The sequence below is a fragment of the Burkholderia sp. BCC1638 genome, from assembly GCF_902833195.1.
GTDB classification, from domain to species: Bacteria; Pseudomonadota; Gammaproteobacteria; order Burkholderiales; family Burkholderiaceae; genus Burkholderia; species Burkholderia diffusa.
On record NZ_CADFEC010000013.1, the window covers coordinates 83,259 to 96,869 of the forward strand.

Sequence of the window (13,611 nt, forward strand, 5' to 3'; positions counted from 1 at the left end):
AATCGGTTGAATGGCGAGAGACATCAGATCATCGCGAGCTCGGCGCCGGCACGGGCGCCGTGCATCGCACGGGTTTCGCGGTTCAGCGCCGCGACGTCGACGATCAGCGCGACGCTGCCGTCGCCGAGGATGGTCGCCGCCGAGATGCCGTGCACCTTGCGGTAATTCGTTTCGAGGTTCTTCACCACCACCTGCTGCTGGCCGACCAGCTCGTCGATGAGCATCGCGAAGCGGCGCCCCTCGGTTTCCATGATCGTGACGATCCCCTGGGTCGGATCGGTGCGCGCGTCCTCGACCGAGAACACCTCGTGCAGCGCGACGAGCGGCAGGTATTCGCCGCGCACGCGCACCACGCGCTCGCCGTTGCCGACCGTGTAGATGTCGTCGTTCGACGGCTGCAGCGACTCCATCACGAAGTTCAGCGGCAGGATGAAGATCTCCGTGCCGACCTTCACCGACATCCCGTCGAGAATCGCGAGCGTGAGCGGCAGCACGATCCGCGTGGTCGTGCCGCGGCCGGCCTGCGAGCTGATCTCGACGTGGCCGCCCATCGACTGGATGTTGCGCTTCACGACGTCCATCCCGACGCCGCGGCCCGACACGTCGGTCACCGTCTCGGCGGTCGAGAAGCCCGGCGCGAAGATCAGTTGCCAGACTTCGTCGTCGCTGATGGTGTCGGGAATCTGCATGCCCTGCTTCGCGGCCTTCGCGAGAATCCGCTCGCGGTTCAGGCCGCCGCCGTCGTCGCTGACCTCGATCACGATGTTGCCGCCGTGATGCGCGGCCGACAGCACGAGCTGGCCGACCGAGTCCTTGCCGGCGGCGACGCGTTTGTCGACGGTCTCGATCCCGTGGTCGAGGCTGTTGCGCACGAGGTGGGTGAGCGGGTCGATGATCCGCTCGATCAGGCTCTTGTCGAGCTCGGTCGCCTGGCCGAACGTGACGAGTTCGACCTGCTTGCCGAGCTTGCCGGCCAGGTCGCGCACGAGGCGCGGGAAGCGGCTGAACACGTAGTCCATCGGCATCATGCGGATCGACATCACCGCTTCCTGCAGGTCGCGCGCGTTGCGTTCCAGTTGTGCCATCCCGTTGAAGAGGCGGTCGTGCAGCGCCGGATCGAACGCGCTCGCCGTTTCCGCGAGCATCGCCTGCGTGATCACGAGTTCGCCGACCAGGTTGATCAACTGGTCGACCTTCTCGACGCCGACGCGGATCGAGCTGCCTTCGGCGCCCGATGCGGCGGCGGCCGGGCGCGGACGCTTGTCGTCGTGGTGGGCGGCGGCGTGGGCAGCCGGCGCGGCGGCTTCGGCGTGCGGTTGCGGGGCCGCTTGCGGCGCCGGTTGCGCGGCGGCGCCTGGCTGCGCCGGCGCTTGCGGCACGGCGGCGGCCGGCGCGGCACCGGCGGCTTGCGCGAATACTTCGACGCGTGCGGCCGGCTCCGGCGCGGCGGCCGGTTCGAGCGCGGCCGGCGCGGCGGCAGGCGCCGCCGGTGCGGCCGGCGCGGTGCCGCGCGCGATGCGGATTTGGCTGTCGTCGATCACGAAGCAGCACACGGCGACGATGTCGTCGGACGGCACGTCCGATTCGAGCCACAGCGTCAGGTCCGCGCCCGCTTCCTCGCGGCCGACGATCCGGCCGAGATTGCCGAGTTCCTCGGTGAGCAGCGCCTGGTCCTTCGCGTCGACGCCGACGAGCGTGATCTTCAGGTGCGGGCCGCCCGCGCCGGCGTTGTCCGCCGGATGCGCGGCCGCGACGGCCTGTTCGACCACGTGATCGGGCGCGCGGTCGTCGGCGACGGGCGCCGGCGCCGGTGCGGCGGCCTCGGCCGGCGCGGCCGGCGCGGCCGGCACGGCCGGCGCGACGTCCGCGTCCGCGGGCGCGCCCGCGCCGCTCTCGGCCTTCAGGCGTTCGAGCTTCGCGCAGATCGTCGCGGCAGCCGCCGCGTCCGGTTCCGCGCTGGCGCGATAGTCGACCAGCTGGTCGGACAGCACGTCCTTGGTCTCGAGGAACGCGTCGACCATTTCCTTGGTCAGCGTCAGCTCATGGTTGCGCGCGCGGTCGAGCAGCGACTCGAGGATGTGGGTCGTCTCGGTCAGCGCGGAAAAGCCGAAGGTCGCCGCGCCGCCCTTGATCGAATGCGCGGCGCGGAAGATCGCGGCCAGGTCCTCGGGGTCGGGCGAGCCGACGTCGAGGTTCAGCAGCAGCTGCTCCATCTGCGCGAGCAACTCGTCCGCTTCGTCGAAAAAGGTCTGGTAGAACTGCGTGATGTCGAGAGTCATGCCCGGTCACCGGTTGAATTCTTCGCGTACATGTCAGGAGGCGGTCTGCTCGGACAGCGTCGCGACCAGGTCGATCAGCACGGCCGGGTCGATCGGCTTTTCGATCCAGCCGGTCGCGCCCGCGTCGCGCGCGGCGTCCTTGAAGGCATCGCTGCCTTCGGTGGTCAGCACGAGGATCGGCGTGTCCGCGTATGCCGTCAGCTTGCGCAGCGAGGCGATCACCTCGAGCCCGTTCTTGCGCGGCATGTTCTGGTCGGTCAGCACCAGGTCGTACGGCACGGTGGCCGCCATGTCGAAGCCGGCTTCGCCGTCCGGCGCCACCGTCACGTCGTAGCCGGCCTGCGCCAGCGTCGCCTGCAGCAGCGCGCGCATGGTCGCCGAGTCGTCGATGGCGAGAATGGTTCGGATCATGTCTGTCTCGAAATCTGGGAAACGTCAGGGTTTCGGCGCCACGGCGACGGCGCTCGCGAGCATCGGTCGCGCGGCCGGCGCCGGGCCGCCGAGCTGCTGGGCCAGCAGCTTCGAGCCCGCCGCGTCGGCCGACAGCGTCGTGGTCGTCGCGTCGTCGCGCATCAGCGCGTCTTCGGATTTGCGATTCAGCACGATCACGCTGATCCGGCGGTTTTCCGGATCGAGCGGATCGGCCTTGTTCAGATTCTGCGTCGACGCGAGGCCGAGCACGCGCAGCACCTTCGCCTCGTCCATGCCGCCCGCGATCAGCTCGCGGCGCGACGCGTTCGCGCGGTCGGCCGACAGCTCCCAGTTGCTGTAGCCGCCCTCGCCGCCCGCGTACGGCACCGCGTCGGTGTGGCCCTGGACGATGATCCGGTTCGGCACGTCGTTCAGCGTCTTGCCGATCTCGCGCAGGATGTCGCGCATGTACGGCTCGACGTGGTCGCTCGACATCGCGAACATCGGCCGCTTCTGCGTATCGACGATCTCGATGCGCAGCCCCATCAGCGTCGAATCGATGCGGATCTGCTGCTTGAACTGGCGCAGCGTCGGGTTCGCCTCGATCGCCGCCATCAGCTTGATCTGCAGGTCGTGCAGGCGCGTCTGCTCGAGCCGGTCCTGCGCGCCCTGCGCCTGCGAGCGCGTCTTGTCGTCGCCGGCCTTCGCGACGCGGTCGGCGAGCGACGTCGTGCCGTCGGTGCGGCGCAGCGTGCCGGCGTCGAGGCTCGACAGGTCGCGGCCGCCGCCGTTGATGATGCTCGAGTCCTGCGAGCTGCGATCGCCGCTGCCGAACAGCGCAGCCTTCAGCGGCGTGTTGAAGTACTCGGCGATCCCCTTCAGCTGCACCGGCGTGACCGAGCTCAGCAGCCACATCAGCAGGAAGAACGCCATCATCGCGGTCATGAAGTCCGCATAGGCGAGCTTCCATGCGCCGCCGTGGTGGCCCTTCTTCTGCGGGGCCACCCGTTTCACGACGATCGCGCGATCCTTGTTCTTGCTCATCGAACGCTCCGCGTCACTTCGCCTTCACGCGGCGCACGTGCTCTTCGAGCTCGGTGAACGACGGCCGCTCGGTCGAGAACAGCACCTTGCGGCCGAATTCGACCGCGATCGCCGGCGCATAGCCGTTCAGGCTCGCGAGGATCGTCACCTTGATGCACTGGAACATCTTGGTCGACTCGGCCACGCGCTGCTCCGCGAGGCTCGCGAGCGGCCCGATCAGCCCGTACGACAGCAGGATCCCGAGGAACGTGCCGACCAGCGCCTGCGCGATCATCGCGCCGAGCACCGCGGGCGGCTTGTCGGCGGATGCCATCGTGTGGACGACGCCCATCACGGCCGCGACGATCCCGAACGCCGGCATCGCGTCGCCGACGCGCATCAGCGCGTGCGCCGGGCCCTCGCCTTCGGCGTGGTGCGTCTCGATCTCCTCGTCCATCAGGCTCTCGATCTCGAACGCGTTCATGTTGCCGCCCACCATCAGGCGCAGGTAATCGGTCAGGAATTCGACGATGTGGCGATCGGCGAGGATCTTCGGGTATTGCGTAAAGATCGGGCTCTTGTCCGGATCGTCGATGTCGGCCTCGAGCGTCAGCGTGCCTTCCTTGCGCGCCTTGGCGAGCAGCACGTACAGGAGCGCCATCAGCTCCATATAGACGTCCTTGGTGTACTTCGAGCCCTTGAAGAGCGTCGGCAGCACACGCAGCGTCCCCTTGATGGTCTTCATGCCGTTGCCGAGGATGAACGCGCCGACGCCCGCGCCCGCGATCATCAGGATCTCGACCGGCTGGATCAATGCGCCCAGATGCCCGCCTGCCAGCGCGTAACCGCCGAAGACGGACAACAGCGTCACGAGTGTTCCCACGATAATCAGCACTGCCTGTCCCTCACGAATGACCGGCGGGGAGACCGCCGTTAATCAGGTTTACGGCAGTCGGCAGGAAAACTTTCGCGGCCGCGCCGCGGCGGCGCGGCGGTGTTTACCAGCAAGCCCCGGCCGGTTCGCGCGGCGCGCGGCGGCCGTCCGGCGTCCGCTCGCGCCCCGCCCGAAGGCGCTCAGGCCGCGGCGGCGGACAGCTCGGCGCGCGCGGCGGCGGCCTTGCGGGTCTTGCCCGCGCGCGACGGCGGCTGGCAGAGGCCGCACACGAAACCTTGATGCGGATCATGCGCATGCGCGACGAAATGGCCGCCGCAACGCGTGCACGGGGTCATCTGCAGCATCCCCGAGTCGAAGAAGCGCACCAGCGTCCACGCGCGCGTGAGGCTCAGCGCGGCCTCGTCGCCGGACAGGTTCACGTGCTCCAGATAGAGCCGGTACGCCTTCACGATCGACTGGATCGGCTCGCAGCGGCCGTGATCCTGCATGAACCGGTAGATGTTGTAGAACAGCGACGAGTGGATGTTCGGCTGCCACGTCATGAACCAGTCGGTCGAGAACGGCAGCATCCCCTTCGGCGGCGACGCGCCCTTCAGCTCCTTGTACAGCTTGATCAGGCGATCGCGCGACAGGCTCGTCTCCGCCTCCAGCAGCTGCAGCCGGGCGCCCAGTTCGATCAGTTCGATGGCGAGGGTGATTTCCTTCACCTCGATCACGACGCTTTTGCTTGCCATGGTGAATAACCGTCCGCTTGACGTTGTTCGGATGAGTGGCCAAAGCGCCGCCTGCCGGCGCGGCGCGCCGGGACGAACGCAAGGCGGGAAGGATCAGCGGACGCTTTCGACCGGCTGGCCGGCCATCAGGATGGCCGAATGCGCGTGCGTGACGACATCGCTGCGCCCCTTGTCGGCGAGCGACGACAGCAACGCGTGATCGTCGAAGCGGAAGCGGCACAACATCTGGTTCGATGCGGCGAGCTTCACGGTCTGGGCGAGCGTGAGGTTCGCGAGCACGTCGGCCAGTTCCTGGGATACGCCCATGCGGAACATGCCCATCGCTTTGTCTTCCCGCAGCAGGCGCTGCGCGAGGAGGAGGTACGACAGGTTGACCTCTTTGATCTCACTGAGCATTTCGCTGGTGGCGCTCATGATTCCCCCGTTAAGAGCTTTGCTTTGGCCTTTCGTGTTATGAAAACGTTTGCTCGATCAGGCCGCGCTGGGCGCACCGTCGGCACGTTTATAGTCTTACAGGGCGAATTTTGGCCAAACGGGATTTATGTCGGTATCAGCGAAGTGGCGTATGCCGCGCAGGATTTGTCTGTAAACCGTGTAGGAATTTTTCCGACAAAGCGAATTGAAAGGGAACAAACGGCGGGGCGAGTGACGCGCGAATTCGTCGACGATGCGGTACCGCATGGGACAAATCCGGCTGGAGGCCTTCCGACAAGGCTGCCGGAAAGTGAATCGGTAAAAATTATAGTGGTTTTTCACGATAGCGCAACAATTCTCGTTGCCATATCGCTTTATGTTTCCGCACCCTTTTTATCGGGGTTTTCGCGTATTTCATGGTGTAACAAGCCTTAAGTGTTTGAAAAAACACTCGAACCCCTGAAGGCGATATCGATAATGGACTCCAATGGGCGGCGGCGGGAGCCGTGCCGGCCCGCCCCGCAGCTTGCCGCCCGGCCTCCCGCGCACCGCGCCCCGGACCGGGCCACGTACCGCAGAGCGCGTGCGTCGGCGAGTTCCGCAACCCTGCATCGGACCAGCATGCGCACTCGAGCGCCCCGCGCTGGTCGACACCGGAGAACGCCCATGCGTATTGCCCAGATCGCGCCGCTTTACGAAGCTGTCCCGCCGAAACTCTATGGCGGCACCGAGCGTGTCGTGTCCTACCTCACCGAGGCGCTCGTCGAGCTTGGCCACGACGTGACGCTGTTCGCGAGCGGCGACTCCGTCACGTCCGCCCGTCTCGAGGCGGCATGGCCGCGCGCACTGCGGCTCGACCCGTCGATACGCGACTCGATGGCGCCCCATATGCGCCTGATCGAACAGGTCGCCCGTGTCGCGCATGAATTCGACGTGCTGCACTTCCACCTCGACTACATGCCGTTCTCGCTGATGTCGCGCCTCGATACGCCTTACGTGACGACGCTGCACGGCCGCCTCGACCTGCCGGAGCTGCAGCCGGTGTTCGACGCCTTCCCGGACGCGCCGGTCGTATCGATCTCGAACAACCAGCGCAAGCCGCTGCCGCAGGCCGCATGGGCCGGCACCGTGTATCACGGGCTGCCCGACACGCTGCTCACGCCGCAACCGGACGTGAAGCCCGAATACCTCGCCTTCCTCGGCCGGATCTGCCCCGAAAAGCGAGTCGACACCGCGATCCGGATCGCCGCGCAAAGCGGGCTGCCGCTGAAGATCGCCGCGAAGGTCGACAAGGCCGACGCCGATTACTTCAAGGAAGTGATCGAGCCGCTGCTCGGCGAGGCGCACGTCGAATTCATCGGCGAGATCAACGAGGCACAGAAGCCGGCGTTCCTGTCCGGCGCGAAGGCGCTGCTGTTCCCGATCGACTGGCCGGAGCCGTTCGGCCTGGTGATGATCGAGGCGATGGCCTGCGGCACACCGGTCGTCGCGTTCAACCGCGGCTCGGTGCCGGAAGTGATCGAGGACGGCGTAACCGGCTTCATCGTCGAGGACGTGCAGGGCGCCGTCGGTGCGCTGCACCGGATCGACAGCCTGTCGCGCGACGCGATCCGCGCACGTTTCGATACGCGCTTCAGCTCGAAAGCGATGGCGCGGCGTTATGTCGAAACTTACGAATCGCTTTGCACGGCGGCAAAACGGCCGGTCTTGCGTCAGGTCGCGGGCGCCTGACGCCGAAATTCGTCAGGAAATATCCGGTGAAATTCGCGCCGAAATCGGCGCGAAAATCCCGAAGACGCCAAAGAGCCGCATCGACGATGCGGCTCTTTCTTTTTGCGCGGTCATTCGATCAGGAAACGATCGCGGTTTTTCCCGACGATCCAATTCGGCGGCTTGCCGCGCCCGCTCCAGGTTGCGCCCGACTTCGGGTCGCGGTATTTCGGGGGCAGCGGCGCCTTTTTCGGCGGACGGCCGCGCCGCGCTCGCTCCGCGAAGCCCAGGTCCTCGGCCGTCAGGCCATATTCGGCAATCATTCGCTGGACGTCGGCGATCACCGTCGCCACTTCCTGGCGACGCACGTCGTCCGCCTGGGCCTGCAACTCGGCGATCTGCGCCTTGAGTTTCGCGTATTGAGACATTTTTCGACTCCCCTTTTCCATGATGCGGCTCCAGCGAGTCCGGCCGGAACGCCAACATCCGTTACGTCATCGTACTGCCGCCCTGCTCTTCGAATTTAATGCTGTCATCTTTAACCGATTCGTCGATATCGAGAATGCGGACTTATTCTAATAAAAGCCATTCGCCGGCCATTCAAATTTAACAATCGTTGACCCTCCCGAAGCCGATTCATTTCCTATAATCCAGACCAATTCCGGCGTCGGAATAAATCATCCGGTCGCCCGTTTGTCTTCAACCCACTTGAACGAGGTCCTTACATGAATCTTTCTCAGCGTCTGGCTGCAGAGGTATTCGGCACGTTCTGGCTGGTGCTCGGCGGGTGCGGAAGCGCCGTGCTGGCCGCCGCCTTTCCGGGCCTCGGCATCGGCTTTGCCGGCGTCGCACTCGCCTTCGGCCTGACCGTGCTGACGATGGCGTTCGCGATCGGCCATATTTCGGGCTGCCACCTGAATCCGGCGGTGAGCGTCGGCCTGACGGTCGCCGGCCGCTTCCCGGCGCGCGATCTCGCGCCGTACATCGTCGCGCAGGTGGTCGGCGCCACGCTGGGTGCGTTCGTGCTTTACCTGATCGCGACCGGCAAGCCGGGCTTCGACGTCGTCGGCAGCGGCTTTGCGACGAACGGCTTCGGCGAGCGCTCGCCCGGCCATTACTCGCTCGGCGCGGCGTTCATCTGCGAAGTCGTGATGACGGGCTTCTTCCTGTTCGTGATTCTCGGCGCCACCGACAAGCGCGCGCCTGCCGGCTTCGCGCCGATCGCGATCGGCCTGTGCCTGACGTTGATTCACCTGATCTCCATCCCGGTCACCAACACGTCGGTGAACCCGGCCCGCTCGACCGGCCCGGCGCTGTTCGTGGGCGGCGAGGCGATCGGCCAGCTGTGGCTGTTCTGGGTCGCGCCGATCATCGGTGCGGCAATCGCGGGGATCGTCTATCCGCTCATCGCCGGGCGCGACGATGCCGTCGGCCTGCTGCCCGCATCCGCTCGCACCAACGAATAAAACGCTACGGGGTCACGCGAGCAGAGCAGCGAGCCTCACGCTGTCGAACAACATAGAGGCAGGTAATTTGGACGGGCGCCGCTGGCGCCCGTTTTTCATGGCCGCTCAGGAAGCGGCGACGCCGTCGAGGGTGTCCTCGAGCGCGAACAGCGTGCGCAGGTGGCGGGCGACGCCCGCGTCGAAGTTGTTGCCGATCCGCGGGATGTGCGGCAGGTGCGCGATCAGGTCGGGGTTCGCGTTGTTCATCATGAACGCGTGACCGGCCGTTTCGAGCAGGTCGATGTCGTTCATGTTGTCGCCGAACGCGATGCAGTGGCCGGCGTCGACGCCGAGCCGCGCGAGCACCGCACGCAGCGCGCGGCCCTTCGACACGTTGGCGGTCATCACTTCGAGACAGTCGGGCAGCGAATACGTGACGTACAGCGCATCGCCGAACCGCACGCGCATCTGCTCGGCGACCACCGCCAGATCGGCCGGCTCGCCGATATACAGCACCTTCGCGATATCAGCGCCGTCGTGCGCGGACATGTCGATCACGTCGTACCGGAATCCCGAATCCTGGTGGAATTCGAGCAGGTGCGGCGCGTCGCGGTCGATCAGCCAGCCGCGGTCGGTGAACAGGTTGACGATCACGCGCCCGTGCGCGCCGGTCACGCCCGGCTGCACGAGGCCGCGGACGATCGCGGGATCGATGTCCTGCGCGTGGATCGCCGTGTCGTCCGGCGCATGCACGCGCGCGCCGTTCGACGTGATCAGGTACGGCCGGATGCCCAGCACGTCGCGGATGCCAGCGACGTCCGCATAGTGGCGCCCCGTCGCGATCACGAATTGCAGGCCGTCGCGGTCGAGCCGGCGGACGGTCTCGATCGTGTACGGATCGAGCTGGTGGTCGCTGTTCAGCAGGGTGCCGTCGAGATCGGTGGCGATGACTTTGTACATGGGGACGGGTGAATGGCGCGCAGGACGCTGCGGAACCGCCATTTTAACGTCGTGCCCAGGGGGCCGCCGGGCGGTTGGGGAACGGGCCGGTTTCGGGCCGTTCGGCCTGCCCGGCCGGCTCACCACTCACCGCACGCCGCCCATTTGAACCGCTCACCCCGCTTCGGCTGCCCTCAATGCCTGCAACGCAAGCCGCAACGCGCCGTGCGCGGAATCGTCGAGCGGCGCGCGCAGCCGGGCCGCGTGGCGCGCCGGCACGGCCGGCGCCAGCGCGTCGGCCAGCCCGCCGCACAGCGCGACCGGCAGCGCCTGCCGCGGATCAAGCGCGTCGATCATCTTGCCGATCTCTTCGCCGGCCTGCGCGATCAGCGCCGCCGCACAAGGATGGTCGCGGTGCGCGAACACGATCGGCGCGAGGCGCGCGTAGATCGTCTGGTTCGCATCGCACGACCACTGGACGAGTGCGTCTCGATCGTGCACGCCCGTTTCCGCGAGCAGCGCGCCGGCGAACGCGTCGCGCGGCACGCGGCCGTCGAGCGCCTGCTGCGCGTATGCAAGCGCGCGCATGCCGAGCCACGCACCGCTCGCCTCGTCGCCGGACGGAAAACCGAAGCCGCCCGCGATGCGGCAGTCGCCCGCCGCGTCGAGCGCCGCCGCGATGCTGCCGGTGCCGAGCGCGACGATGAGCCCCGGCGCGCCGCCGTGCGCGCCGACGACGGTCGTATACGCGTCGCTCTCGATCGCGAGCGCGTCGAGCGGCGCCTGCGCACGGAACGCGGCGAGCCACGCGGCGTTGTTGACGCCCGCGAGCCCGCAACCGAGCGCGCATTGCGACCAGTCGAACGCGAGGCCGGCCCGCGTGAAGGCGTCGGCGCAGGCCGCGCCGATCGATGCCCACGCGCGCTCGATGCCGAGGCCGAGCCCCGACGGGCCGCCGCGCCCCTGCGCGAGCTCGCGCCCGTGCCGGTCGGCCAGTACCGCACGGGTGCCGGTGCCGCCGCCGTCGATGCCGATCGCAAAAAGTAGTGCCGTCATGCGTTGATCCTGCTGATTCGAACAGGCGCCAAGCTTAACCGGATCGGCGCCGCGCGCCCATCTGCCGTTCGGCCAGCTATGCCGTGAATGGGCCTTCCGCTATGCTGGCACGATCGAATCGACTCTGGAACGAGGCTGACGATGTCGCAGCGGTGCAACTGGGTAAGGACGGAAGCGGATGCTCACTATCACGATACCGAGTGGGGCGTGCCGTCGCATGACGATCGCCATCTGTTCGAAATGTTGATTCTGGAAGGCGCGCAGGCGGGGCTGTCGTGGTCGACGATCCTGAACAAGCGTGCCGGCTATCGCGAGGCGTTCGCCGAGTTCGATGTCGACGCGGTCGCGCGCTTCACGCCGAAGCACATCGAGAAGCTGCTCGAAAATCCGGGCATCGTGCGCAATCGCGCGAAGGTGGAGTCCGCGGTGACCAATGCCCGGGCCGTGCAGCGCATTCGCGACGACCACGGGTCGCTCGCGCAATTCCTGTGGTCGTTCGTCGACCATACGCCGGTGCAGAACGCGTGGCAGTCGTATCGCGACGCGCCCGCATCGACCGCCGAGTCCGATGCGCTCAGCAAGGCGCTGAAGGAATACGGCTGCAAGTTCGTCGGCTCGACGATCTGCTACGCGCTGATGCAGGCAACCGGGATGGTCAACGACCACGAGACCGGCTGCCCGTGTCACGCCAAATGCGCGGCGCTCGGCGGCAAGCAGCAGCCGGCACGGCGCCGCAAGGCAGGCTGACGGCGACGCAGCCCCGCCTGGCGGGCCGGGTTGGTGCATCGATACGTCATCGCGTCGTGCGTGGCCCGCACGCACGTGCTGCGCTTCTTTTAACAGATGCCGATCGCGTCACGCCGACGCTGAGCGCCGCGATGAACGACTTCGGAACGAACCCCGCGGCGGCCCGAGACCGCCCGGCAATCCGTCGACCCCGCCGCGTCGCCACCAGGCGGCCACCCCGCCAAGGCTTGATTCCCGAGATCGAAGCCGATTTTCCGGCCCGAAAAGCAAAACGGCGGAGCGGCTTCTTTCGAAGCACGCTCCGCCGTTTCGCGGCGAACCGTAGATGCTCTTAGTGGAGCTTCTTCGGCAGCATCTGGCTGCGCAGGCGCTTGTGCAGGCGCTTGACGGCTGCTGCCTTCTTGCGCTTGCGGACTGCGGTCGGCTTTTCGTAGGACTGGCGTTCGCGCAGTTCAGCGATCAGGCCATTTTTTTCGATAGCACGGCGAAAGCGGCGAATCGCCACTTCGAACGGCTCGTTTTCTTTCAGAAGAATCGTCGTCATGTCGTTCCTAAATTGCTTAAACGGTCAAAAACGTAGCGGCCAAGCGCCACGCACCGGCCATCCGGGCGTCCCCACAACAGGCGAAACGAGCGGAAATACGGCCTCGGAGGCCGGAAAAGAGAGGCACAAAGCACCGCGAGTACGCTTCACAAGCCGCGTGCAGCGCCGCGTTTGACTGCCAGCAAGAGTGCCGAGACGGCACAGGCTTGACAGAAAATCTCAATTCAGCCCGCCATCATATCAGGAAATCACAGACAAAACTATCCTTTTGTCGATCCCGCTTCGCCGCCCCGCGCGGCGCGGCCGCATACACCGTCCAACGAGACCGTCGCGCAACCCCGCCAAAATCGCTGCCAGCCATACCAGGCGTGGACTTCACGGCAGCGGCATGCTTCCGTCCCGATTTTCCTCACACATCCCTCTAAAGTTTTCGCCGGGTGCCGCCGTCAACCAGGAAAGGCGGGCAGCGCCACTCGCGATAAAGCGCAACGCCGAAAACGAACCTGATCCTGTCTGTACTCAGGCATTTTCCAAAACGAGGAAGCAAATGCTGAACATCAACACCAACATCCTTTCGCTGTCGACGCAGACGAATCTGTCGGGCTCGCAAAACGCGCTGTCGCAAGCGATCAACCGCCTGTCGTCGGGCAAGCGCGTGAACAGCGCGGCAGACGACGCAGCGGGCCTCGCAATCGCGACGACCCAGACGGCCGCGATCAACGCGCTGAACCAAGGCGTGTCGAACGCGAACAACGGCATCTCGATGGTCCAGACGACGGCCGGCGCGCTCCAGTCGATCGTCGACAACCTGCAACGTATCCGCCAGCTGGCAGTTGAAGCAGGCGACGGCTCGCTCGACTCCAACGCACGTGCAAACCTGCAGTCGGAAGTCTCGACCCGTCTGACGGAAATCTCGCGCGTCGCAACGCAAACGACGTTCAACGGTCAATCCGTCCTGCAAGGCCTGGGCACGGTCAGCTTCCAGATCGGCGCAATCAACGGCCAGACGATCGCAGCGAACTTCGGCGCGCAGAGCTGGGACTCGGCAAACCTCGGCCTCTCCGCGCTGACGGTTTCGAGCGTCACGGATTCGCAAGCCGCGATGGGCTCGATCGACGCAGTGCTGACGAAGGTCAACACGTTCCAGGCAACGCTCGGCGCAACGCAGAACACGTTCCAGTCGGCCATCACGAACACGCAGACGCAATCGACCAACATGTCGGCAGCCCGTTCGCAGATCACCGACGCGGACTTCGCGACGGAAACGGCGAACCTGAGCAAGGCGCAAGTGCTGCAGCAAGCAGGTATCTCGGTGCTGGCACAAGCGAACTCGCTGCCGCAGCAAGTCCTGAAGCTCCTGGGTTAATACCCCACGACCGGCGGCGCGCGTCTCGCGACGCGCCGTCCGCCGGCA

Annotated in this window: 15 protein-coding genes; 5 read left to right on the plus strand and 10 right to left on the minus strand. The window is 66.3% G+C overall.

Translation table 11 applies throughout. The features are described from left to right. Positions 1 to 23 precede the first annotated feature (23 nt). From cheA to flhD, 6 genes are all read right to left on the minus strand, one after another. On the minus strand, positions 24 to 2,279 hold the full coding sequence (cheA, locus tag HWX22_RS17295) for a chemotaxis protein CheA (protein WP_175916101.1): 2,256 nt from the start codon (positions 2,277 to 2,279) through the stop codon (positions 24 to 26). A 33-nt stretch (positions 2,280 to 2,312) separates the two neighbouring features. After that, positions 2,313 to 2,690, minus strand: coding sequence for a response regulator (locus HWX22_RS17300; RefSeq protein WP_059533493.1), 378 nt, complete (start codon positions 2,688 to 2,690; stop codon positions 2,313 to 2,315). Between the two features lie 24 nt (positions 2,691 to 2,714). Continuing rightward, positions 2,715 to 3,734, minus strand: coding sequence for a flagellar motor protein MotB (motB, locus tag HWX22_RS17305; RefSeq protein ID WP_059816508.1), 1,020 nt, complete (start codon positions 3,732 to 3,734; stop codon positions 2,715 to 2,717). A gap of 13 nt (positions 3,735 to 3,747) precedes the next feature. Further along, positions 3,748 to 4,608 carry a flagellar motor stator protein MotA gene (motA, locus tag HWX22_RS17310; protein WP_059452624.1) on the minus strand — a complete coding sequence of 287 codons (861 nt, stop codon included), beginning with the start codon at positions 4,606 to 4,608 and terminating at the stop codon, positions 3,748 to 3,750. A 179-nt stretch (positions 4,609 to 4,787) separates the two neighbouring features. Then, a complete protein-coding gene (gene flhC, locus HWX22_RS17315; protein WP_059452623.1) occupies positions 4,788 to 5,342 on the minus strand; it encodes a flagellar transcriptional regulator FlhC in 555 nt (184 codons plus the stop codon). A 93-nt stretch (positions 5,343 to 5,435) separates the two neighbouring features. Beyond that, positions 5,436 to 5,756: a flagellar transcriptional regulator FlhD gene (gene flhD, locus HWX22_RS17320; protein WP_014895554.1), complete on the minus strand. Its 321-nt coding sequence runs from the start codon at positions 5,754 to 5,756 to the stop codon at positions 5,436 to 5,438. Positions 5,757 to 5,795: 39 nt separating this feature from the next. On the opposite strand from flhD, the gene HWX22_RS17325 reads away from it, so the two are divergent. Then, positions 5,796 to 6,191 carry a hypothetical protein gene (locus tag HWX22_RS17325; protein ID WP_156437106.1) on the plus strand — a complete coding sequence of 132 codons (396 nt, stop codon included), beginning with the start codon at positions 5,796 to 5,798 and terminating at the stop codon, positions 6,189 to 6,191. 231 nt (positions 6,192 to 6,422) lie between these two features. Beyond that, on the plus strand, positions 6,423 to 7,487 hold the full coding sequence (locus tag HWX22_RS17330) for a glycosyltransferase family 4 protein (protein ID WP_175907742.1): 1,065 nt from the start codon (positions 6,423 to 6,425) through the stop codon (positions 7,485 to 7,487). 110 nt (positions 7,488 to 7,597) lie between these two features. Here HWX22_RS17330 and HWX22_RS17335 read toward each other — a convergent pair whose 3' ends face one another. After that, the gene (locus HWX22_RS17335) at positions 7,598 to 7,894 is read right to left on the minus strand and encodes an H-NS histone family protein (protein ID WP_059533499.1); all 297 of its coding nucleotides are present in this window, start codon (positions 7,892 to 7,894) and stop codon (positions 7,598 to 7,600) included. 297 nt (positions 7,895 to 8,191) lie between these two features. Between HWX22_RS17335 and aqpZ the strand changes: the two genes are divergently transcribed. Continuing rightward, entirely contained in the window at positions 8,192 to 8,932 is a 741-nt protein-coding gene (aqpZ, locus tag HWX22_RS17340; protein ID WP_059601946.1) for an aquaporin Z, read from the plus strand. 105 nt (positions 8,933 to 9,037) lie between these two features. On the opposite strand, the gene HWX22_RS17345 is transcribed toward aqpZ, so the two are convergent. Both HWX22_RS17345 and HWX22_RS17350 read right to left on the minus strand, forming a co-directional pair. After that, positions 9,038 to 9,871: a Cof-type HAD-IIB family hydrolase gene (locus tag HWX22_RS17345; protein ID WP_059699644.1), complete on the minus strand. Its 834-nt coding sequence runs from the start codon at positions 9,869 to 9,871 to the stop codon at positions 9,038 to 9,040. Between the two features lie 153 nt (positions 9,872 to 10,024). After that, positions 10,025 to 10,906 carry a BadF/BadG/BcrA/BcrD ATPase family protein gene (locus HWX22_RS17350; RefSeq protein ID WP_059691528.1) on the minus strand — a complete coding sequence of 294 codons (882 nt, stop codon included), beginning with the start codon at positions 10,904 to 10,906 and terminating at the stop codon, positions 10,025 to 10,027. A gap of 141 nt (positions 10,907 to 11,047) precedes the next feature. Between HWX22_RS17350 and HWX22_RS17355 the strand changes: the two genes are divergently transcribed. Then, entirely contained in the window at positions 11,048 to 11,653 is a 606-nt protein-coding gene (locus HWX22_RS17355) for a DNA-3-methyladenine glycosylase I (protein WP_059816493.1), read from the plus strand. A 331-nt stretch (positions 11,654 to 11,984) separates the two neighbouring features. Here HWX22_RS17355 and rpsU read toward each other — a convergent pair whose 3' ends face one another. Further along, the gene (rpsU, locus tag HWX22_RS17360) at positions 11,985 to 12,197 is read right to left on the minus strand and encodes a 30S ribosomal protein S21 (RefSeq protein WP_006401410.1); all 213 of its coding nucleotides are present in this window, start codon (positions 12,195 to 12,197) and stop codon (positions 11,985 to 11,987) included. 547 nt (positions 12,198 to 12,744) lie between these two features. Here rpsU and HWX22_RS17365 point away from each other — a divergent pair. Then, on the plus strand, positions 12,745 to 13,563 hold the full coding sequence (locus tag HWX22_RS17365) for a flagellin domain-containing protein (protein WP_175907747.1): 819 nt from the start codon (positions 12,745 to 12,747) through the stop codon (positions 13,561 to 13,563). Positions 13,564 to 13,611: the final 48 nt, after the last annotated feature.